The organism is Erwinia sp. MYb375 (assembly GCF_037479175.1).
In the GTDB taxonomy this organism is placed as follows: Bacteria; Pseudomonadota; Gammaproteobacteria; order Enterobacterales; family Enterobacteriaceae; genus Erwinia; species Erwinia rhapontici.
On record NZ_JBBGZS010000024.1, the window covers coordinates 61,523 to 84,412 of the forward strand.

19 protein-coding genes and 1 tRNA gene are annotated in these 22,890 nt (G+C 52.1%); 11 read left to right on the plus strand and 9 right to left on the minus strand.

What is annotated here, in order from left to right:
* Window positions 1-9: 9 nt before the first annotated feature.
* On the minus strand, window positions 10-576 hold the full coding sequence (gene efp / locus WH279_RS22130; protein ID WP_133842574.1) for an elongation factor P: 567 nt from the start codon (window positions 574-576) through the stop codon (window positions 10-12).
* A gap of 41 nt (window positions 577-617) precedes the next feature.
* On the opposite strand from efp, the gene epmB reads away from it, so the two are divergent.
* Window positions 618-1,646, plus strand: a complete 1,029-nt coding sequence (gene epmB / locus WH279_RS22135; RefSeq protein WP_339458913.1) for an EF-P beta-lysylation protein EpmB — start codon at window positions 618-620, stop codon at window positions 1,644-1,646.
* Between the two features lie 87 nt (window positions 1,647-1,733).
* Here epmB and WH279_RS22140 read toward each other — a convergent pair whose 3' ends face one another.
* The gene (locus WH279_RS22140) at window positions 1,734-2,078 is read right to left on the minus strand and encodes a DUF4156 domain-containing protein (protein ID WP_133842576.1); all 345 of its coding nucleotides are present in this window, start codon (window positions 2,076-2,078) and stop codon (window positions 1,734-1,736) included.
* A 359-nt stretch (window positions 2,079-2,437) separates the two neighbouring features.
* Here WH279_RS22140 and WH279_RS22145 point away from each other — a divergent pair, with 359 nt between their 5' ends.
* The 4 genes from WH279_RS22145 (at window position 2,438) to WH279_RS22160 (ending at window position 7,279) form a co-directional block, all read left to right on the plus strand.
* Window positions 2,438-3,088 (plus strand): hypothetical protein, encoded by a 651-nt coding sequence (locus WH279_RS22145; RefSeq protein WP_339458916.1) that lies wholly within the window; start codon window positions 2,438-2,440, stop codon window positions 3,086-3,088.
* 240 nt (window positions 3,089-3,328) lie between these two features.
* On the plus strand, window positions 3,329-4,033 hold the full coding sequence (locus tag WH279_RS22150; protein ID WP_339458918.1) for a DUF1120 domain-containing protein: 705 nt from the start codon (window positions 3,329-3,331) through the stop codon (window positions 4,031-4,033).
* A gap of 71 nt (window positions 4,034-4,104) precedes the next feature.
* On the plus strand, window positions 4,105-4,800 hold the full coding sequence (locus WH279_RS22155) for a fimbria/pilus chaperone family protein (protein ID WP_339458920.1): 696 nt from the start codon (window positions 4,105-4,107) through the stop codon (window positions 4,798-4,800).
* 223 nt (window positions 4,801-5,023) lie between these two features.
* Window positions 5,024-7,279 carry a fimbria/pilus outer membrane usher protein gene (locus tag WH279_RS22160; RefSeq protein ID WP_339458922.1) on the plus strand — a complete coding sequence of 752 codons (2,256 nt, stop codon included), beginning with the start codon at window positions 5,024-5,026 and terminating at the stop codon, window positions 7,277-7,279.
* 74 nt (window positions 7,280-7,353) lie between these two features.
* On the opposite strand, the gene groL is transcribed toward WH279_RS22160, so the two are convergent.
* The 3 genes from groL to WH279_RS22175 form a co-directional block, all read right to left on the minus strand.
* Window positions 7,354-8,997 carry a chaperonin GroEL gene (groL, locus tag WH279_RS22165; protein ID WP_200641872.1) on the minus strand — a complete coding sequence of 548 codons (1,644 nt, stop codon included), beginning with the start codon at window positions 8,995-8,997 and terminating at the stop codon, window positions 7,354-7,356.
* A gap of 47 nt (window positions 8,998-9,044) precedes the next feature.
* Window positions 9,045-9,338, minus strand: coding sequence for a co-chaperone GroES (locus WH279_RS22170; RefSeq protein WP_133842582.1), 294 nt, complete (start codon window positions 9,336-9,338; stop codon window positions 9,045-9,047).
* Window positions 9,339-9,563: 225 nt separating this feature from the next.
* Window positions 9,564-10,025: an FxsA family protein gene (locus tag WH279_RS22175; RefSeq protein ID WP_200641873.1), complete on the minus strand. Its 462-nt coding sequence runs from the start codon at window positions 10,023-10,025 to the stop codon at window positions 9,564-9,566.
* A 368-nt stretch (window positions 10,026-10,393) separates the two neighbouring features.
* Here WH279_RS22175 and aspA point away from each other — a divergent pair, with 368 nt between their 5' ends.
* The 5 genes from aspA to WH279_RS22200 all read left to right on the plus strand — a co-directional run bounded on the left by aspA (window position 10,394) and on the right by WH279_RS22200 (window position 15,917).
* Window positions 10,394-11,830, plus strand: a complete 1,437-nt coding sequence (aspA, locus tag WH279_RS22180) for an aspartate ammonia-lyase (RefSeq protein WP_339458926.1) — start codon at window positions 10,394-10,396, stop codon at window positions 11,828-11,830.
* A 116-nt stretch (window positions 11,831-11,946) separates the two neighbouring features.
* Window positions 11,947-13,248, plus strand: a complete 1,302-nt coding sequence (locus WH279_RS22185) for an anaerobic C4-dicarboxylate transporter (RefSeq protein ID WP_339458929.1) — start codon at window positions 11,947-11,949, stop codon at window positions 13,246-13,248.
* Between the two features lie 149 nt (window positions 13,249-13,397).
* Window positions 13,398-15,113, plus strand: a complete 1,716-nt coding sequence (locus WH279_RS22190) for a protein-disulfide reductase DsbD (protein ID WP_339458931.1) — start codon at window positions 13,398-13,400, stop codon at window positions 15,111-15,113.
* Window positions 15,114-15,152: 39 nt separating this feature from the next.
* Window positions 15,153-15,731, plus strand: coding sequence for a division control transcriptional repressor DicD (gene dicD / locus WH279_RS22195; RefSeq protein WP_339458933.1), 579 nt, complete (start codon window positions 15,153-15,155; stop codon window positions 15,729-15,731).
* Between the two features lie 110 nt (window positions 15,732-15,841).
* Window positions 15,842-15,917 (plus strand) — tRNA-Phe (locus WH279_RS22200).
* Between the two features lie 259 nt (window positions 15,918-16,176).
* Here WH279_RS22200 and WH279_RS22205 read toward each other — a convergent pair.
* The 3 genes from WH279_RS22205 to WH279_RS22215 all read right to left on the minus strand — a co-directional run bounded on the left by WH279_RS22205 (window position 16,177) and on the right by WH279_RS22215 (window position 19,233).
* The gene (locus WH279_RS22205; protein ID WP_339458935.1) at window positions 16,177-17,568 is read right to left on the minus strand and encodes a VasL domain-containing protein; all 1,392 of its coding nucleotides are present in this window, start codon (window positions 17,566-17,568) and stop codon (window positions 16,177-16,179) included.
* Window positions 17,569-18,002: 434 nt separating this feature from the next.
* The gene (locus tag WH279_RS22210; RefSeq protein WP_339458937.1) at window positions 18,003-18,344 is read right to left on the minus strand and encodes a hypothetical protein; all 342 of its coding nucleotides are present in this window, start codon (window positions 18,342-18,344) and stop codon (window positions 18,003-18,005) included.
* Between the two features lie 31 nt (window positions 18,345-18,375).
* Window positions 18,376-19,233: a hypothetical protein gene (locus WH279_RS22215; protein WP_339458940.1), complete on the minus strand. Its 858-nt coding sequence runs from the start codon at window positions 19,231-19,233 to the stop codon at window positions 18,376-18,378.
* Between the two features lie 517 nt (window positions 19,234-19,750).
* Here WH279_RS22215 and WH279_RS22220 point away from each other — a divergent pair.
* Complete coding sequence (locus tag WH279_RS22220) at window positions 19,751-21,868, plus strand: TonB-dependent siderophore receptor (RefSeq protein WP_339458943.1); 2,118 nt, start codon at window positions 19,751-19,753, stop codon at window positions 21,866-21,868.
* A gap of 45 nt (window positions 21,869-21,913) precedes the next feature.
* On the opposite strand, the gene WH279_RS22225 is transcribed toward WH279_RS22220, so the two are convergent.
* Window positions 21,914-22,852, minus strand: coding sequence for a LysR family transcriptional regulator (locus WH279_RS22225; protein WP_339458946.1), 939 nt, complete (start codon window positions 22,850-22,852; stop codon window positions 21,914-21,916).
* Window positions 22,853-22,890 lie beyond the last annotated feature (38 nt).

Here is a 22,890-nt window from a genome sequence, read left to right on the forward strand (position 1 = left end):
GGTTCGGGCTTATTTTACGCGTGAAACGTATTCGCCAGAACGGGTATCGACTTTGATCACTTCGCCAATCTGCACGAACAGTGGCACTTTCACTACCGCACCGGTAGACAGTGTCGCTGGCTTGCCGCCAGTCCCTGCGGTATCACCTTTCAGGCCAGGATCAGTATCCGTGATTTCCAGCTCAACGAAGTTCGGTGGTAACACCTGGATCGGCTTGCCGTTCCACAGGGTCACGATACACTCAGCGTTGTCGAGCAGCCATTTTGCTGCATCACCCACGGTTTTCTCTTCAACAGGATGCTGTTCGAAGCTTTCCGGGTGCATGAAGTGGTAGAACTCGCCGTCGTTGTACAGGTAGTTCAGGTTAGTATCTACTACGTCAGCGCCTTCAGCGGAGTCGGTAGATTTAAAAGTTTTCTCAACACGCGTTCCGGTCAACAGACGACGCATTTTTACGCGTGCGAATGCCTGGCCTTTACCCGGCTTAACAAACTCGCTTGATTCGATGGCATAAGGCTCGCCTTCGAACATGATTTTAAGACCGGGACGGAAATCGTTGCTAGAATAAGTCGCCATAAAGGCCCTCTACAATTTATTACTGGTACTTAGCCAAAAAAATGGCACACATTGTAACCCTAAATACCCCTGTGCGAGAAGATTGGTTGCATCAACTTGCCGATGTAATCACTGATCCGAATGAATTACTGCAACTTTTAGCGTTGCAACATCACCCTGATCTGGTTTCAGGCCATGACGCACGGCGTCTTTTCGCCCTGCGCGTCCCCCGGGCCTTTGCTGCACGCATGCGCAAAGGCGATCCGCAGGATCCTCTGCTGCTACAGGTTATTACCTCGCAGCAGGAGTTCGTTGATGCACCGGGTTACAGTACCGATCCGCTGGATGAGCAGAGCAGTGTGGTGCCGGGTCTGTTACATAAATATCGTAATCGTGCGCTATTGCTGGTCAAAGGCGGCTGTGCCGTCAATTGCCGTTACTGTTTTCGCCGCCATTTTCCGTACTCTGATAATCAGGGCAATAAACGCAACTGGCAGCAAGCCCTGGAGTATATCCGACAACAGCCAGAACTGGATGAGATTATTTTCTCCGGCGGCGATCCGCTGATGGCAAAGGATCACGAGCTGGACTGGCTGATCGCAGAACTGGAACAGATCCCACATATTAAGCGCCTGCGCATCCACAGCCGCCTGCCGGTGGTGATCCCCAAACGCATTACCGAAACGCTGTGCCAGCGGCTTGCACAGTCACGCCTGCAAACGTTGATGGTCACCCATATCAACCATGCGCAGGAGATCGACGACGACCTTCGCCACGGTATGCTTATGCTAAAACGTGCAGGTGTGACGCTGCTGAATCAGAGCGTACTGCTGCGGGGCATTAACGATGATGCCACCACGCTGGCCGCACTGAGCAATGCGCTGTTTGATGCCGGAATACTTCCTTATTACCTGCATGTGCTGGATAAAGTGCAGGGCGCAGCGCATTTCTACGTTGATGACCAGCGCGCACGTGCCATTATGCGTGAGCTATTGGGTAGGGTTTCGGGTTATATGGTGCCGAAACTGGCGCGCGAGATTGGCGGAGAGCCGAGCAAAACGCCGCTGGATTTACAGCTACGTCAGGAGTAGATGCGGCGGCATTGCAGTAATAAAAAAGGGTGCGCTTAAAGCCACCCTTTTTTATTCATCGTCAGAATGCCCATCAGGCCATAACGATCACGAGCACTTATACACCTGACCACTCATTTTGCTGTCGAGTGGTGCAAAGTTGGACCAGATGTTCTGGGTTGGGCTGGTGGCACCGTAAATGACGTTACCGCCCATCTCTGCCGCACGATTACGCAGATCGTTGGCCGCGCCGCGCAGTGAACTGCCTTCGCCACCGGAACCTGAGAACCAGTTACTTTGTGCGCCGGTCACATTGCCCAGCAGCTGGCAGCTACTTGCGGGTTGCTGATCGGTAAAGGTGACGCGCTCGCCAGCTGAGCTCAGTGTGTTGGATGAACTACAGCCTGCCAGTAGCAGCGCGAGGGCCGAGAATCCCAGTACGTGAATACGCATGCTTTTCCTCAAAATTGTAAAATTATACGACCTCATTTATACCCTTTTAACTGGCAAAAGAAAAACATCCTTACTGATTTTCTCGCGCCCGCAGCTGATTACTTTTTGAACACACAATTAGAGTGATAATTAGCACCAATTAAGCGATATACTTCCAATTAATAACCATATATTAACAACAATCATTCCAAATAAATAATTAAAAAAAACAAAATACCAAGATAAAACACACAGAAAAACAAAATAACTATAAAGACAAACTTTTATTAAAAAGATCACTGTGTATAATCGAGACGCCCACCACTACGCCAGGATAACAAGTCGGGCTGCTATCACACATAATAAATAATGGACTATGCATGAAAAAAATCAGATCACTTCTCTCATTTGCCGTGATGATACTGCTTGCATTAGGCTCTGATGAGATATTCGCATCCTCCCAAACAACCGTAAAGTTGCAGGGGGAGATTACACCCAGTTCGTGCGATATCGGCATGAATAGCGCAGGAAGCATTAAGTTAAATCCCTACGCAGGCCAGGGCAGCACCCGTTCTGGAAAAACGCTACTACCCGAAAAAAAATTAGGGTTGATTATTCAATGTCAGGGGGCGACTTCGTTTGCTTTCCGGGCCAGAGACATTGCGCCGAATGCCGGCAACGTTCAGCTGGCAGGTGAACAGCAGCGTGATATTTTCAGTCTTGGCCTGACAAATAAAGGACATGCGATTGGAGGCTATCTCGCCCTGATTGACTCAGAGCACTCGCGAATGGACGGAAGAGTCATACCTAACGTGCTGGTTTCTGATAACGAAGGGGTTAGCTGGCGCAGTGGGCAGTTCAGGCTGACTCCCTCCGGTGAAAGCATTTACTCATGGGGTAGCCAGACAACGCCAGGCAGCGCACGTCAGGTTAATATTGATATTATCCTGAAGCCTTTCATCTTCAGTTTAAATCAGGCAGATACCATAAAACTCGATGGAATGGCAACTTTTGAAATTGTTTATCTGTAAGAAATCTCATTTTCTACATTTGTTTTCTGGCATTAATTAACATTACACCTAAAGATATAAAAATAAGTTTCCAAAATGCATCAAGCAACCTTTGATAAGGTAAAAAGGCAAACATGCGATATTTAATTCTGCCTTTCAGATGTTAGGATAAAAAGGGAATGTTTAGGTTTCCCTGGAATTCAATAAAACCGTATTAAGAATTAAGCATCACCCCGATTCTCACAGGAGAGTCATTTCTTCATGAATAAAACGTATAAGGACTATACACACATGAATTTTAAAAAGACCGCGCTGAACGTCACTCTGTTGGCCGCTATCGCAGCATCGGGCATGGCCAATGCAGGCTCACAGTTCACTGTAAAAGTTGATGGCATGATTGTTCCTGCGTCATGCGATATCGGTAACGGGAGCGACTCAACAACCGTTCAGTTAGGAAAACTGTTAGCCGATAAGCTGAACACGGATTCAGAAACCATGCTACCAGTCAAAAAAATGCAGCTCAGGATTGACTGCCCATCAGCCACAGCCGTTGCCATCCAACCCACTGATGTGGCAGAAAAAGCGGGCCAGGTTGCCTATCGGGGCATAAAAATGGTCGATGCTTTCAGTCTGGGAGCAACCTCTGACGGCGCGGTGATCGGCGGTTATATGGTGAAGCTCGACACCAATAGCACAAATGTAGACCAGCTGGGCGTGAACAATTTTATCAGCGCTCCTGTGGGGTCTAACGTCTGGAGTTCTTTTGATAACGCCCATATGATTTCAGGTACTGGCCAAAAGATGTATTCCTGGACAAGAGGCAGTAAAAGCAATGCCCCTGCTATGGGTAAAGTCCATACCATCGGGCTGGAATTCACCCCATTTATTTCCCCGGCATCCACGCTGAAAACCTCTGAAAATATCGATATCAAAGGTGAAGCGACTTACGACCTGGTTTACCTGTAATCCCAAGTTAATTTCGCTTAAATACCGGAGTGTTACGACCTGTAGCACTCCGTTCTCATTTCAGAGGTACTATGCGCTCCTTTACCCTTACTACACTCGCCCTACTCTGCTGCACCTGGACAGCAGCGTCTTACGCCACCATGAAACCAGAAACCCCCATGCTGTTTATTCTTGAAAAGGATGGCGGCGGCAGCATCAATGTCACCAATACTGACGAGCAGACAGAACTGCTGTATGTCAAAATTCACGATTTACCTGACGACCCAAAGCCGAAATTGTACGCCACACAGCCTGTCATGCGCCTGGCCGCCGGGAAAACCCAGCTGGTACGTTTTATTCTTAATAGCGAGCGCCCACTTCAGGTTGAGCATTTGAAACGTGTCACCTTCGAAGGGATCCGGCCGAAAACAGGCAATGATGAAAACAGAATTGACGTTAATATTCGCCAAAATATTCCGGTGATTATTCATCCGCAAGGATTAGCCATGAACGCCGATCCATGGAAAGCACTGGTCTGGAGCGTCAACGGCGATAAGCTGACGGTACACAATCCCAGCCCTTATGTGGTCAGGCTGTCACAGCAGATCAAGCTACTGCCGCAGGGGAAAAACGGGCTGCTGACCAAAACCTATGTTCTGCCGCAGCAGACGGTACCCGTGATGGTGAAAGAAGCCGGGCAGCTCTCTGCCACGCAAAAGGTCAGTATTGAAACCGTGTCGAAATATGGCTTCGACACTGGCAATGTTGAAATGTCGGTGACACATTGACCCCGGCGGTAAAAGGAAATTTACCGCACTCATTACAAAATGAAATGGAATAATGTGGAAGCTCATTTTTTTACTGCCCGCCAGTCTGATTTTTGTGGCGGTAAATGGTCATGCCACCGCCAACTAAACACCTTCCGCTTCTTTATCGGGTGAAACCTCACCTGAAGACTGGGACATTGAGACATAAAAACGCCACGGTCTGGACCCAAATGCACTGGAAAAGTTGGATCGGTTGGGCAAGATCCCTGCCGGAATGAATGTGGTCGATATCAGCCTTAACGGTGATTTTATCGGCTCCTTCCAATTACAGGTCACTCCCCAGGGAGCGATGTGTTTCACGCCAGAACTGCTTGAAGAACTGGGCCTGAGCGTTCCTGATGCCGCACGCTCTCAAAAATGTTATGACTGGGCAGCCAGTGATAGCCAGATTAGCCTCGTCTGGCAACAGGAAACACAGTCGCTCAGTATCGTAGTGCCCTCTTCATGGCTTGTCAGCCAGCGTCATGAGGGCGAATATGGCGGTAGCGCTATCCACGTTAACTACAACTACTTTTCCAGCATCAACCGTTCCCGTAACTCTCAGGAACGTTACAGCTGGCTGGCGTTGGATAGCGGTATCAATCTGGCCAACTGGATGTTACGCAGTCAGCAAAACTTTCAACAGGATAAACAGGGTCTGACGGCGACGGTCAACTCCACCTATCTTGAACGCTATGTGAGCAAGTTGAACAAGACCCTACAGGCCGGGGAAATTAACGTTAAAAATACCCTATTCTCACTGGACACATTAAATGGCTTTCAGCTCTCGCCGGATGATGTGTTATCTCAAGGAGAGGGTGGAAGTGGCGTAAATATTGAGGGCATTGCTAATACCCCTCAGGCTCGTGTCGAAGTGCGACAGTATGATCAAATCATTTACAGCACCCTGGTTCCGGCAGGTCCGTTCAATCTGGAGAATATTCCAGTACAAAATCTCAATACCTCACTTGATGTTACGGTGGTAGAAAATCATGGCGAGAATCAGCACTTTGTGGTTCCTGTCACCCAGCTTACCCGTTTTAATGGCCGCAGCAGCCCCGGTTTTAGCCTGGCGATAGGCAGTGTAAAGAGAGTCGCACAGGACGGTGCTACACCTGCTATTTTGACGCTAAATCAGAACTGGCAACCCGGCCCCAGCTGGTCACTGCGCAGCGGAGCACTGCTCAGCAAAACCTACCATTCCCTTGCTATATCGCTTAACGGCGTGCCTGGAATCCTTGCAAACAGCAGCTCACTTTCACTGCAGGCTATCGTGGAACAGAACGATTCTCCCCGCAGTAACGGCGCTAAATTGCAGCTTTCGGGTAGCCATAATCTGTCGCAGGATCTTTCCCTGTCACTGGGAATGAGTAAAAATAGTCCGGGTTTTATCACGTTGAATGAAGCAAAACAGCGCAATAGTCAGCACAACGACCAGCAAAACAACGAACTCAGCCTCTCTGCTAACTGGTCTCCGCAATGGCTGGGCACACTGTCTCTGAGCTATAGCCGCACGCGTAGCTATCAGAACAATCAGTTATGGCGCTATGCCATGCTGTCCTGGAACCGTCGTTTCACTAAGAATTTTCGGCTGTCATTGAGTGCGTCGCAGGGCAGCGGCGGAAAGCAGAAAAATAAAAATATCTCGTTGAATGTCAACTGGTCGCTGGGGGAGACGCATTCTCGGCACTACTACCGCGCTTATAATCATCGCGAAGTAGTGGGGAGTGAAGTCAGTGCGCCACTTTCAGACTACAGTGATTACAACCTGGCTCTTGAACAAATCAACAGCGATCATAGCCGCTCGATCCAGGCCTCGCTCAACAGCGATCTGCGCTATACCCGCCTTAGCCTTAATACCCAGCAAGACACTCAGCACAATAGCAACTACAGCGTGAGCGGCCAGGGTGCAGTCATCCTTTATCCTTACGGTGTGGGTTTCAGCAACAATCCGGTATCGGATACCTTTGGTCTGCTGTCACTCAATCGTCCTGTCGCAGGGATCCCGATCATCACACCAGGCGGGACCGCGTGGACGGACTGGCGTGGAGAGGCAGTCCTCCCTTCGATACCGCCATGGCAGGATAGTTCGCTGAACATCGATGTGGATAAACTCCCTAAAAATATCGATGTGATTAATGGTCACCGCACACTGCATCTGGCACGAGGTACGGTAAAAAAAGTGCAGATAGCACTACTCTCCGGCACCCGATTGCTTCTCACCATCAGGCTTGCGGATGGCCAAATGTTACCGAAAGGCAGTACGCTATGGCAGGAGGGAGGGATTGTCGCAGAGGCTGTCGATGAGGGCGTGGTGTTTCTGAGTAATGCAGCCGATCAGGCCAGTATGCGGGTAAAAATCGCGCGCAGTAAAGAGGAGTGCAACATCAATTACCAAGTCGATGATGATGACGACGACGATCGTACCCTGTACAAAAGGCTTGATGTGACCTGCCAATAAAAAAACGCCCCGTCAGCGCAAACTGACGGGGCGTTCTGCATCACGTGCCGCTTAACGGCAGTGGAGAGGGGGCATTACATCATGCCGCCCATGCCACCCATACCACCCATGCCGCCAGCGCCTAAATCAGGCGCATCGCCTTTAGGCAGATCAGTCACCATACATTCGGTGGTGATCATCAGGCCAGCAACAGAAGCCGCGTACTGCAGAGCAGAACGGGTCACTTTAGTTGGGTCCAGGATTCCGAAGTCGATCATGTCGCCGTATTCTTCGGTCTGCGCGTTGTAACCGTAGTTACCTTCGCCTGCTTTCACGTTGTTGGTTACAACAGATGGCTCTTCACCGGCGTTAGCAACGATCTGACGCAGTGGGGATTCCATTGCGCGCAGCGCAACTTTGATACCCACGTTTTGGTCTTCGTTCTGGCCACGCAGTTCAGACAGTTTAGACGCCACGCGTACCAGGGCAACACCACCACCAGCAACCACGCCTTCTTCTACTGCTGCACGCGTTGCGTGCAGAGCATCTTCAACGCGCGCTTTCTTCTCTTTCATTTCAACTTCAGTCGCTGCGCCCACTTTCAGAACGGCAACGCCGCCTGCCAGTTTCGCTACACGTTCCTGCAGTTTTTCACGATCGTAATCAGAAGTTGCTTCTTCGATCTGCTGACGGATCTGAGTCACACGGCCGTTGATCGCCACTTCTTCACCGGTACCATCGATGATGATAGTGGTGTCTTTGTTGATCACAACGCGTTTCGCCTGGCCCATATCTTCCAGAACGGCTTTTTCCAGTTCCATACCGATTTCTTCAGAGATCACGGTACCACCGGTCAGAACAGCGATGTCCTGCAGCATGGCTTTACGACGGTCACCGAAACCTGGTGCTTTAACCGCAGCCACTTTCACGATGCCGCGCATGGTGTTCACCACCAGCGTTGCCAGGGCTTCGCCTTCAACATCTTCAGCGATGATCAGCAGTGGTTTACCAGCTTTCGCAACGGCTTCCAGCACTGGCAGCATTTCACGGATGTTGGAGATTTTTTTGTCAGCCAGCAGGATGAATGGAGATTCCAGCTCAACTGCGCCAGTTTCTGGCTTGTTGATGAAGTAAGGGGACAGGTAGCCACGGTCAAACTGCATACCTTCAACCACGTCCAGCTCATCTTGCAGGCCGGTGCCTTCTTCAACGGTGATCACGCCTTCTTTGCCGACTTTTTCCATCGCCTGAGCAATCAACTGGCCCACGGTTTCATCGGAGTTAGCAGAGATAGTCCCTACCTGAGCAATCGCTTTAGAATCAGAGCAAGGCACAGACAGTTTTTTCAGCTCTTCAACCGCAGCGATAACCGCCTGGTCGATGCCGCGTTTCAGATCCATCGGGTTCATACCCGCAGCGACGGCTTTCAGGCCTTCGGTGATGATAGACTGTGCCAGTACGGTAGCAGTGGTGGTACCGTCACCCGCAGCGTCGTTAGCTTTGGAAGCCACTTCTTTCACCATCTGAGCGCCCATGTTTTCGAACTTGTCTTCCAGCTCGATTTCACGCGCAACAGAAACACCATCTTTCGTGATGGTCGGTGCACCAAAAGATTTATCCAGAACCACGTTACGGCCTTTCGGGCCCAGGGTAACTTTTACTGCATCTGCCAGTACGTTCACACCGCGCAGCATTTTTACGCGCGCGTCATTACCGAATTTTACGTCTTTAGCTGCCATTTTATCTTTTTCCTTAAATTCGTTACGTTCAGTGAATTACGCGTTAATTACGCTTCAACAATCGCCAGAATGTCGTTTTCTGAGATGATCAGAACTTCTTCGTTGTCGATTTTTTCAGTTTTCGCGCCGTAGCCTTCGCTGAAGATGACCACATCACCTACTTTCACGTCCAATGGCTTCACTTCACCATTTTCCAGGATGCGACCGTTGCCAACAGCCAGGATTTCGCCACGAGTAGATTTACCCGCCGCAGAACCGGTCAGCACGATGCCACCTGCAGATTTGGATTCAACTTCTTTACGCTTGACGATAACACGATCGTGCAATGGACGAATTTTCATTGTTAGCTCTCCTTTGAGAAGTCCAATCAGTTTTGGGATGAAAGCCGGGCTACATTGGCTACCGGCCTCGTGACGGAAGAGATGCGGCCGCCGAAGAGGCCTTTCAAGGGCCAGATGTAATTTTTTTTGTTAACTGCCTCGTTAGGTGTTTTTTTGTACATCCTGTTCGGCAGGCAAAAAAAACGGCGCCCCGTCAGGAAAGCACCGTGATTGACTGACAAAACATTAACGCCTGTCGTCGTTGCGGTCATGCTCAATCAGATTTGATTCTTTACGCTCATATTCACCATCAACGGTAAACCCGCTATCAGGCGCAGCTCCTCTCCCGCCCCAGACTTTCAGATGCGGCATCAGCTTCAGCGTCAAATGCTTTTGTACCGGAGGCAACAGCAGCAATAGACCAATGAAGTCGGTAAAGAAGCCTGGCAGCAACAGCAGGAAACCGGCCAGCACCAGTGAGACACTCTTGATCATCTCTGCCGCCGGGCTTTCGCCCGCATTCAGCTTCTGCTGCATCAGCATAAAGTTTTTCATCCCCTGGTTTTTCACCAGAGAAATGCCGATGCAGGATGTGAAGATCACCAGTAACATGGTCATCAACACACCCATCACATGGGCAACCTGAATGAAGAGAGAAATCTCGATCCATACCAGGGCAAAAATTACTAAGAACGGTAACCAGCGCACCGTATTCTCCTGTATCAATGGCCACCCTGCAGAGTGCATGGCGGCATAAAATGGCGATCGTAGTGACCGATAGTATAGAAGGTGGGAGCGACGGCCCCCTTTTTCAACGGGAAATGTTGAAATAGATGCGACACCTTTCATTGTGAGTACGATCACATATCATTGAAACTGTTTGATATGGCAGACAGTTTAAGTGATCTGGCTTCAGGCTTTTGCATCACGACAGAATATGATCGTGCTCGGTATGACGCAAACAGATAAAATCTTGCGGCAGCCGTTCTCCGGCCCGATATTCTCTGGATGTCGACCGCAGAAACAGGCACTTAAATTGTGATGATTTTACCGGTATTCCTTTAAAGAAGGTTCTCATGACTAATAACATTCGTATCGAAGAAGACCTGTTAGGTATGCGTGAAGTCCCCGCGGATGCTTACTACGGTGTTCATACTCTGCGTGCGATTGAAAACTTCTATATCAGTAACAGCAAAATCAGTGACATCCCTGAATTTGTACGCGGTATGGTCATGGTTAAAAAAGCGGCAGCGCTGGCGAACAAAGAGTTACAAACTATCCCGCGCAACGTGGCAAACACCATTATCAGTGCCTGTGATGAAGTGCTGAACAACGGCCGGTGTATGGATCAGTTCCCGATCGACGTTTACCAGGGCGGCGCTGGCACCTCGGTGAATATGAACACCAACGAAGTGCTGGCCAATATTGGCCTTGAGCTGATGGGGCATCAGAAAGGGGAGTATCAGTACCTCAATCCGAATGACCACGTGAACAAATGCCAGTCCACCAACGACGCCTACCCAACCGGGTTCCGCATTGCCGTTTACAGCTCCATTTTGAAACTGCTGGACGCTATCGGCCAGCTGAGTGAAGGCTTCCAGCGAAAAGCGGTGGAATTTAACACCATCCTGAAAATGGGCCGTACCCAGCTTCAGGATGCCGTACCGATGACACTTGGTCAGGAATTCCATGCCTTTAACGTGCTGCTGAATGAAGAGATCCGCAGCATTCTTCGCACCGCCGAACTGCTGCTGGAAGTCAACCTGGGCGCGACCGCCATTGGTACACGTCTGAATACCCCGGACGGCTATCAACAGTTGGCCGTACAGAAGCTGGCGGAAGTCAGCGGCCTGGCCTGCGTGCCGGCGGAAGACCTGATCGAAGCCACCTCCGACTGCGGTGCCTACGTCATGGTGCACAGTTCGCTGAAACGCCTGGCGGTTAAGTTGTCGAAAATCTGTAATGACCTGCGTTTGCTCTCCTCCGGCCCACGCGCTGGCCTGAACGAAATTAACCTGCCGGAATTGCAGGCGGGCTCTTCAATCATGCCTGCCAAGGTTAATCCGGTCGTCCCTGAGGTCGTCAATCAGGTATGTTTCAAGGTCATCGGCAACGATATTACAGTGACGATGGCTTCTGAAGCCGGCCAGCTCCAGCTTAACGTGATGGAACCGGTCATCGGCCAGGCGATGTTTGAGTCCATTCATATTCTGACCAACGCCTGCTATAACCTGCTGGAAAAATGCGTCGATGGCATTACCGCCAACAAAGCGGTGTGCGAGGCCTACGTGTTTAACTCCATCGGCATTGTCACCTACCTCAACCCGTATATCGGCCACCATAATGGCGATATTGTCGGCAAGATCTGCGCCGAAACCGGTAAGAGCGTGCGTGAAGTGGTCCTGGAGCGCGGTTTACTGACCGAAAGCGAGCTGGATGATATTTTCTCTACGCAGAACCTGATGTTCCCGGTGTACAAAGCAAAACGCTATACCGATGAAAACGAACAATAACAGACCGGATATCTAACTTTTTAAGGCACGTTGTTCACCCGAACACCGTGCCTTTTTATTTTTCACAGCACACAAAATTTTAACGGTTTATTAGCAAAAAAATTAAGGAACACCCAATGTTATTACCTGAGCTTATCGTCGTCTTTGCCGCGATTTATCTGGGCAGTCGACTGGGAGGGATCGGCATCGGCTTTGCCGGAGGTCTCGGGGTGCTGATTCTCACCCTGGGGTTTCAAATCAAACCGGGTGCCATCCCGTTCGACGTTATCGAAATCATCATGGGCGTTATTGCCGCTATCGCCGCGATGCAGGTTGCCGGAGGGATGGATTATCTGGTCAATCTGGCCGAGCGCCTGTTGCGTAAACATCCGCGCTATATCACCCTGCTGGCACCGCTGGTGACTTATGTGATGACCCTGCTGGCGGGGACCGGGCACACCGCGTTCTCCACGCTGCCGGTGATTGCCGAGGTGGCCAAAGAACAGGGCATACGCCCTTCCCGCCCGCTGTCGATTGCCGTGGTCTCTTCGCAGATTGCCATCACCGCCTCGCCAATTTCAGCGGCCGTGGTGTTTATGGCGGGCATCCTCGAACCCAAAGGCATCAGCTACCTGATGCTGCTGGCGGTTGCGATCCCCTCCACGATGGCGGCTATCTTTATCGCTGCGCTGCTCACCAACTTCCTTGGCAAAGAGCTGAAGGATGATGAGGTATATCAGGCCCGGCTGGCAAAAGGCGAAGTGGCCCTGCGTGGGGCCAGCAAGTTTAAAGAAAAACCAGGAGCCAGGCGCTCAGTGCTGTTGCTGCTGATCGGCATTGTCGCCGTGGTGCTGTACGCCACCGCGATCAGCGATGCGGTTGGCCTGATTCAAAACCCAGTGCTGCCGCGTAATGAAGCCATCGTGGTGTTTATGCTGACCGTCGCCGCGCTGATCTGCTTAACCTGCAAGATTGATACCGGTGAAATCCTCAGTGCCAGTACCTTCAAATCCGGCATGAGCGCCTGTGTCTGCGTACTCGGCGTTGCCTGGCTGGGGGATACGTTTGTCAAAGCTCACATCGGCGATATTCAGCAGGTGGCAGGCGAGTTGCTGCACGATTATCCATGGATGCTGGCAGTCATCCTGTTCTTCGCCTCAACGCTGCTTTACTCGCAGGCGGCAACCACCAAAGCGCTGATGCCGGCAGCCCTGATGCTGGGTGTTTCCCCGGTCACGGCAGTGGCGTCGTTTGCTGCGGTATCCGCACTGTTTGTGCTGCCAACCTATCCTACACTGCTGGCCGCAGTTGAAATGGACGATACCGGCTCCACACGAATCGGCCGTTTTGTCTTTAACCACTCGTTCCTGATCCCTGGCACGCTGGCCATTGTGCTGTCGGTGGCGTTTGGTTTCCTGTTGGGTGGCATTATTCTCTAATATCTCTACGGGCCGATCGAAAAAATGATCGGCCCCTGCATCCTGTAGAGGCCGACTTGCCCGACCCCGGCCCCCCGAAACTCACGGTGCCATGCTATCATCTCCCTTTGCCGTCCGGCCGGTCCCACATGGAGAGAGCAAGACCCGTTATGACTCAGCGACTTATCCCCTTTATTTTCCTGCTGTTTGCCAGCCTGTTCAGCGTGAACGCCAGCGCGTCGCTGTTCGGCCAGAATAACAACAGCCAGTTTGTGACGGTCAATCAGGCCTTCGCTTTTGATTTCACACAGAAAAACGACATTCTCACCCTCAACTGGCAGATCAAGCCGGGCTACTACCTGTATCGCCAGCAGATAAAGATCAGCGTGCAGGGCGCGACGCTCGCCGAGTGGGGCCTGCCCGCAGGCAAACCGCATGAAGACGAGTTCTATGGCAAAACAGAGATTTACCCGGACAGCCTGACGCTACCTTTCACCCTCAGGCAGGCCGTGACAGGCGCGCAGATGACGGTGGTTTATCAGGGGTGTGCCGCAGCGGGTTTCTGTTATCCGCCGGAGACACGCACCGTACCGCTGGACGCGGTGGCGGCGCATAGCACGCAGGAAGCAACACCTGTATCTGTCACTGCCTCAGAGACGTCCGACAGCAACAGCCTGCCCTTCTCACCGCTTTGGGCACTGCTCATCGGTATTGGCGTGGCGTTCACGCCCTGCGTACTGCCGATGTACCCGCTTATCTCGGGGATTATCCTTGGCGGCAATCGCCGCTACAGTCTGGCCCGCCTGTTTGCGCTGGCGATGGTCTATGTACAGGGCATGGCGCTCACCTACACCCTGATGGGCATTGTCGTGGCGGCCGCCGGGCTACGCTTCCAGGCCGCGCTTCAGGCTCCCGCCGTGCTTATCGGGCTTTCCGTGCTGTTTATTCTGCTGGCCTTGTCGATGTTTGGCCTGTTCACTCTGCAACTCCCCTCTTCATTGCAGACCCGTCTGACGCTGTGGAGTAACCGTCAGCAGGGCGGCTCGCTGCCGGGCGTCTTCCTGATGGGCGCGCTGGCCGGGTTGATTTGCTCGCCCTGCACCACCGCCCCGCTTAGCGCTATCCTGCTGTACATCGCCCAGAGTGGCAATATGCTGGCCGGTGCCGGTACGCTGTATCTGTATGCGCTGGGTATGGGTCTGCCGCTGGTCGCCATTACGCTGTTCGGCAACCGACTGCTGCCGAAAAGTGGCCCGTGGATGCAGACGGTAAAAGAGGGTTTTGGCTTTGTGATCCTGGCTCTCCCGGTCTTCCTGCTGGAGCGGGTGATCGGCGACACCTGGGGATTGCGCCTGTGGAGCCTGCTGGCCGTCGCCTTTTTCGGATGGGCGTTTATCAGCAGCCTGAAAAGCCAGCGTGGCTGGCTACGCGTGCTGCAAATTCTGCTGTTGGGCATCATGCTGATTGCTGCCCGTCCCTTGCAGGATTGGGCGTTTGGCAGTGCTGCCCAGCACGAAGCGGGCCCGCAGTTAACGTTCACCCGCATCAGTAACGTTGAGCAGCTCAATCAACGGCTGACAAGCAGTGCGGGCAACCTCACCATGCTCGACCTGTATGCCGACTGGTGCGTGGCCTGCAAAGAATTTGAGAAATACACCTTCAGCGATCCGCAAGTGCAGGCGGCCTTTGGCCACATGCAGTTATTGCAGGCAGATGTCACTGCCAATAACGTCAGCGACAGCGCCCTGCTGAACCATCTGAATGTTCTGGGCTTGCCTACCCTACTTTTCTTTGATGCACAGGGCCATGAAATCCCGGGCTCACGCGTAACCGGGTTTATGAAACCGGCTGCGTTTCGGGCGCATTTGCATAAACTGGCGCAGTAAACGACACTAGGTTTTGATAAAGCTAACGAGGAGAAGGACGTGCAGCGTGAACAGGTACTGGAACAGGCTCTTGGCATCCTTGAGCTGAACGGACTCGCCGCCACCACTTCTCTTGCCATGATGGCGGATGAATTGGGGTGCAGTGAACAGGAACTTCAGCGCTTCTGGCCGGATCGCGATGCGCTGCTGTATGACGCGCTACGCTATCACGGGCAGCAGATTGAAGTCTGGCGACGTAAGCTGCTGCTGGACGACAGCCTCAGCCCGGAGAAGAAACTGATGGCCCGCTATCAGGTGCTGGCAGAAGCCGTCAATAATCAACGTTATCCCGGCTGTCTGTTTATTGCCGCCTGTAGTTTCTACCCGCAACCGGACCACCCGATCCACGAAATTGCGGAACTGCAAAAACAGGCATCCTGGCAATATACTCATGCCCTATTGAGCGAGCTGGAAACCGATAATCCTGAGCTGGTGGCACATCAGATGGAGCTGATTCTGGAAGGCTGCCTGTCGCGGCTGCTGGTCAAGCGCAAGGTGCAGGAAGTGGAGAATGCCCGCCGCCTGGCAGAAGACGTTCTGAGCATTGCTCTGTGCCGCAAGAATGGGGCGTTAAGCTAAAGCACTTTGCCCGTATCCGGGCAAAAAGCAGGCAGTTGGCAGGATTTTACGACTTTTTTATGACAAAGCCGTTGACGCCGAACGGCCTTTACGGTTTAATGCGCCCCGTTGCCCGGATAGCTCAGTCGGTAGAGCAGGGGATTGAAAATCCCCGTGTCCTTGGTTCGATTCCGAGTCCGGGCACCATATTTAGAAGAACCCGCCATTGGCGGGTTTTTTGCTTTCTGCGTCACGGACTCTCCATCGAACTGCGTTCGATTACTCGTCTCATCCATGAGACTCGCCCCTTCGGGGCTGGCGCTAAAGCGCCATGCAAAAACGCTCCCGGCGTTTTTGTCCGAGTCCGGGCACCCTACCGCCAATGGCGGTTTTTTTGCTTTCTAGGGGGCATACGCTCCAGCGCATTGAAAAGAACCCGCCAATGGCGGGTTTTTTGCTTTCTGGGTTACAGGTTCTCGTGTCCTTTTTCCTGACTCAGCAAGAAGTAACGCCTCTGCAACTGCTCCAGCGCCATCTCTGTCTGCCGTTTCTGAATATCAGAAGGGCTGACCGAGTAAAGACGCAGCTGTTCCTCAACCGGGATCGAACGGTTAAACGCCTGCCTTGCGCTGTATATCACCGACTTCAGCTCGCTGACCGTAATGTATTTCCCACGCTCGCTGTCGAGCGTATTCAGCTTCGCACTCAGTTGCTGCAACTTCGACATCCCCTGATGCCAGCCGCTCATGACATCGGCGGGTAACGCTGCTGCATTGAGCTGCTGTTGCCATTTCTGTACCAGCTGTTTCGCCACCTCATCTTCCGGCCTGAATGACTGCAACTGATTGATTAACCCCTGGCCGTAGGATAAAGACCAATCAGGGCTGTAGCCCTCTACCCGCTCCAGCTGCTGCTGCGTTTGCTCAACAAAGTTTTCCGCCAGCAGTGGCTGACTCTGAAGCAAAACCTGACGCTGACCATGCGATAAAGGGGTGGCAAGAGGCATCACGGACGCTTCCAACTGTAACAACAGTGGATTCGGAGGAAAGACTTTATCCCAGCCCAGCTGTACCGCGCTGCCCACCACAAGCATGGCGCACATCCCCGCTGCAAAGGGCTTCCAGGGCATATTTTTAAACGGTATCTGCATCACTGCCTTCGGCTGCGCCACATAGACCAATTTTACGGGTTCCTCCGTTTCCTTCGGTGTCAACACAGGGGATTCTGCCACCGCCTCGGGTAACACCACACCCAGTTTAGCCACCGTACTATTGATGCCTTTCGCCACAGGGGTTCCGGCCACTGACGTACTGTTTTTTCCCGCTACGTCACTGTTTTCCAGCCGGATTGCAATGCTGTGCATCAACGAAGCCAGTACATCAAACTGGCTCAACTGTTTTAATTCCCGCTGATCCAATACTTCATTCAGACGCGCGAGCAGATGCTCTGCCTGGTACAACTGGCTGAGGTTAAGGTCGCTATAGTTAATGGGAAGCGTGCGCATCAGTTGCTGGATACGTCGGCTCAGGCTAATGAGGATTTCCATCCGCACATGTCCCTGTTTAGGCCACAGCGCCCCCCACTTGTGGCTAATCAGTGCCTCGAGGATAGCCAGACCTTCGTTCAATCCGGATAACCCGGCAAGTTGAATGCGAACCTGGGTATACCAGGCCGCTGTCTGTAATTCCACGCCGTTGCGTTCAAACAGCGCCAGGCACAATTTTTGCACGCGAGTCCAGTCCACGTCCGGCCGTGCAGAATGGGCGAACTTACTCATTTCATCGTTCAGGGAAATATACTCCGGCAGCATAGTCGGATCACCGCCGGTTTTCAGGTAACGTTCAGATAATTTTTTCATAATGGGCTTCTGAGTTGAGAAAATGTATTTATATATTTAAAAAAGTTCACATAAAAATATCGTTTAAATAAAAACGGGCAGACAGGCCTCACCACGTTCCTTGCGCGTGCTGTTTTCTTCATAAATACTGATATTTTTTGAACTACTTATTGATATACAATCGGAAACCCATACGGAGGAAATAGTCATCGCTACACATTCTGACAGCGGTCTGGGAAACAGGCTCACGAAACCTCCTTTTATAAGTTAAATCCTATTAGTCCATTAAATATCCCAAAAAATACCCCACCGATTATTCATAACAGGGTTTTAATATCAAGATATTGTATCCTCAGATGACGGATTAGCACCAAATCGTCGGGCATGAGAGCCATGTTGACTGTTTTAAACAGAGAAATTAACGGCAGGAAGAACAGATATGAGACTTTGCAAGATCAAGCCGTGAGGTGTTGTACGATAAACGCAATAAGCATCAGACCAACGCCTATCACCACTATCCAGCACAGCGCATAAAAAGGGTGATTGTTGCCGTGTCTTGCGATAAAACGCAGCTCGTCAGTCGAAAAACCCTGTAATGAGCGACGGAAGACAAAGAGATAGACAATACAGTAAAGCACCCACAAGATTGGCGTCAGCCTGGCCAGATCGCGCCCGCCAGCCAGAAATAAGCCTGCAGGAATAACAAAGAAGAATATGGCGGCCAGATTATCCCGACGTTTCAGTTTCTCCCTCCACCGGGCATCGTTCTCTTTAACGACTTTCTTACTGGGTAACATTGTTACTTTCCTCCTTTGGAACCATTTACCTTCACTTTATTAGCGTATTTGCCTTGATCCAGGCAACAAGGGGAGAGCCTTTTGCATTGATGTAACCCACATTCACCCATTGATTATCAGGTGAACGTTGTATGATCTTTATTTTATCCCCCGCCACAAGATAGGCTTTAGTTTGACTGTGTTCATCTGGCCCGGTGAATAATAAGGCTTTGGACTCTATCGATGCCGCCATCGTAAGGCTATTGACGTAATTAACTATCTGGCTGCGAACGGCCTTTGCCGAGGATTTATTTAAGGTGGCCAGTTTCTGATAGTCATTGATATTATCTTTTCCCGGTACATCACAGCGCATCAGATTCATTACCCGGGCATTTTCCATCAGGGAAAAATCCCCTTTCGACTCACGCAGCGTAGGGCGCATTGCGGTGAAGTTAAACGTGTCTGCGTTGGGTTTTTCTGAACTGGCGAGGATATCTTTGCCTCCAACCCACGTGTAACCACACGCCTCACCGCTCCAGTCGCTGGTGATACAGCCATTCTTCATATCGACCACACTGCAATAGGCGCGGTCGGTCCAGGTCACCGTGCCATCTTCCTGCCACAGCTCCCCACCAGAGACGCTATTCACGATCAGATAACGCCCGGAGGGTGACACCCGGGAAGAACCGTCTTCCGTGTAATAGCGATCGTCCTGGCTGAGGTCTGCCTGAGCATTTTTATTTGAGAAGACGATTTTCGCCCATGCGTTGGCATCGTAATGCTCCCCTTTTTTCGCCTGGGAAAAGGTTAATACGCCGCCCCCAGGGGATTGAATCATCACCCCGGCATGGCTTGTTCCAGAAACCAAAAGAGAGAACACAAAACAACTCACATAACGATGCTTCATCATCCACTGACCTTGAATGAGCAAAAAAGGAGGGAGGAAGATACCACTCTTATGATGCGCTTACACGATTGCCCGGAGATGAATCGCAACATGTTCATGAAGGCAGCTATCATCGTAATGACTCCTTTTTTGTTTTCCACCTTCGGACGCTCACCTCCCCGCGTTATTGACCGCTTTACTTTAAATGTTCTACTATTTGGCCGCTTCGGAATCTTCTTATAACAATATCCTTACAGAGTCTGAATGCGCTTTCGCATCATATTTAACTACCCGTTACTAATAGAATTAACCCTGTAAATCACACGATCCAGGCATATCGTCGCCTTAAATACGTAACAGGCAGGTAACGTTCTAACTAAAGACAAATTTTTATATTGCCGTAGAGAGCTGCACATAAAAACACTACGGCTTGTAGGCGTTATTTCGCGATGAAAATTTAATTTTTCGGAAGTTATTGCATAGTTACGCCCAATGATAATAATTGTCGTTATCTTTAACATTCTCATTGGCATTTGAATCTATGTTTAACACCAAGCCCTGCCTGCTCTCTGTACTGATTGCCAGCACCTGTGCCACCTTCGCTCACGCCGCCACCCCCTCTGACGAAAAAACGCTGGTGGTCAGCGCGTCAGATTCAGGTGCTGCATCCCTGCCCGCTTACACCAACAGCGCCACCAAGTCGGCGGTGCCGGAAAGTAAAACGCCGCAGGTGATTAACACCGTGGGCAGCAAAGAGATTGCTGCACGCCACGCCAACTCACTGAATGAAATTCTGCGCTATGCCCCGGGCGTCTCCACAGAAACCCGTGGTGCCACCTCGTACATGAGCGAATATAAAATTCGTGGTTTTGCGGTAGATAACTCGTTCTATGACGGCCTGCAGCTGCCGTATAACGTCACCGGAAATACCAAAGCCAATATTGACCCGCTTCTGATCGACCATGTTGATATTCTGAAAGGCCCGGCCTCAGTGCTGTACGGCAATGGTTCACCGGGCGGTCTGGTGAATATCCAGAGTAAGAAGCCGCAGAAAGAGCAGAAAACCGAGGTCGGCTTTAACAGCGGTAGCCGGAAACTGCGCGAAGGCTATATCGACAGCACCGGGGCAATTGCCGATAGCGACTGGAGCTACCGCTTCATGGGTAAAGCCAGCGCCGGCGATGACCAGCCGCGCACCACTAAATCAGAAAACTATCTGGTGGCCCCGTCCCTGACCTGGCAGCCGTCGGACAAAACCCGCCTGACACTGGATGCGCAGTACCAGGATATCCCCAGCCTGACGCCGTCGGATACGATGCCGCTGGCCGCGCTGAAAGCCTTAGATTCCTCACACCGCGCCTACGCGGGCGATCGCTGGAGCGGCTTTAAACAACGCCAGTGGATGCTGGGTTACAGCTTTGAACATGAGTTCGATAACGGCTGGGCCGTTGCCCAGAAGGCACGCTACTTTGACGTCGACACCCATCAGCAAAGCATCTACGCGACCGGCATCACCGATCCGGCGGTCAGCAACACGCAACTGAGTCGTTTTGCCTATACCACCGATGAAGACCTGAAAAGTTTCAATATCGACAACCAGGTGACGAAGCAGTGGGATCTGGGCGACTGGAACCACCACCTGCTGGCGGGTGTGGACTATCAGCGCATGGATTCCCACTTCCACTATAAATATGCTTCTGCCGCCTCACCGGGTATTGATATCAGCAACCCGGATTACAATCAGGTCAATGAGTCAGCGCTGGGCCTGAACACCGCGCAGCTTAACCGCCTGAGTTTTAATCAAACCGGCTACTACTTCCAGGATCAGGTCGAATACGGCAATCTGAGCCTGATCGCCGGGCTGCGTTACGACGACTACCGCTCAACCAATACCGATTATTTTGCCAATAACACCAAAACCTGGGTTGATCAGCACCGCCTGACCAAACGTCTCGGCGCGCTCTACACCTTTGATAACGGCATTGCGCCGTTTATCAGCTATTCGGAAGGCTTCAAACCGGTTTCACCCACGGGCAACCTGACCACCGCCAAACCGACCACCAGCCGTCAGCTGGAAGGCGGGGTGAAATACCTGCTGGCCGATTACGCCACCACGGTGACCGCCTCGGTATTTAATATTCGTCAGAAAAATGTGCTGACCTCGGATCTTACCTTCCTGAACTATCGCCAGACCGGGGAAGTGGAGTCAAAAGGCGCAGAGCTGTCGGTGATCAGTCGTCCGACCGAGAATATTAATCTCATCGCCAACTACGCCTACACCCACGCGCTGAATACGGAAGATGATAAATATCAGGGTAAACGCCCGACTCAGGTGGCGGAGAATACCTTCAACCTGTGGGGTGACTACACCGTCGACAGCGGTGCAGTACGCGGACTGACCGTCGGTGGCGGGGCACGTTATGTCGGCCCAATGGAAATTTCACTGGCGAACGATCAGGGGAAACTGGGCGGCACCACGCTTTGGGATATGGCCGTGTCTTACAATATGGCGGCGGTGTCTCCGCAGCTGGCCGGGGTGACGCTGAAAGCCAGCGCGCAGAACCTGACCAACAAAGAAACCTTCACCTGCTACGACACCTACAACTGCTGGATCGGTCGTGACCGTACCTGGCAGGCGGGCGTCAGCTACAGCTTCTGATCCCGCGCTCTGCAGGCACTCTCCTGGCGGGAGTGCCTTTTTTATTTAGCGCACCGGGTGCTGCGTCCCCGACAGGACCGGCATCGCTTCGCGCATCATCGCCAGAAACATCCGCAATCGTGCCGGATAATAACGGGCATGCGGATAGACCAGATACACCGGCAACGCAGCGGCCTGCCACCGCGGAGCCAGATGCAGCAAGTCCCCACGGGCAAGATCCTCCTGTACCACCCATGACGATGCAATCCCCACCCCCATTCCTGCCAGTACGGCATTGCGCAGCGCATACAGACTGTCGGTCAGCAAACGCGGCCGGATATCAAAACGCTGGTTCTCCCCACTCGGAAGCTGCGTCAGCGACACGCTGTGACGGTAAAAAGTGCTGAGCGCCAGCCAGGGCAGATCCTGCAACTGTTGCGGATGCCGGGGCAGCCCCCCCGGAGGCAGCAGAGACGGCGCCCCAATCACGATGCGCGGCACTTCGGCCACCAGCAGGGCCACCACCGAGGGTTCCGTCACCGGACCGACGTGCACCGCACAATCAATCCCTTCGGCAATAAAGTCCGGGTGCCGATCACTGAGCATCCACTCGACGGTCATCTGCGGATAGCGTTGTAAGTAGCGCTGTAAAGGTCCAATCATCTGGTCCTGGCCAAAGGCATGCGGGGCCAGCACGCGCAGCACGCCCTGCGGCTCTTCCGTTACGCTGCGCAGATCGTCCTCAATGCCCTGCCAGCTTTCCAGCAGCGTTCTGGCATGGGTGTAACAGCGTTCGCCATCTTCCGTCAGCTTCATCACGTGCGTGGTACGCTGTAACAGCTTCAGCCCCAGCAGTTTTTCCAGGGTTTGCAGGCGGCGGCTGACGGTGGGCTGGCTGGTCCCCAGACGTGCAGCCGCCGCCGACAGATTGCCGGCTTCCACAATGCGCACAAAGGTCTGCATCAGTTCTATACGGTCAACGCCGGGAAATTGAGATGTGTTCATACGCCTATCGTATAACAGTTCTACCAGGCAGGCGACTA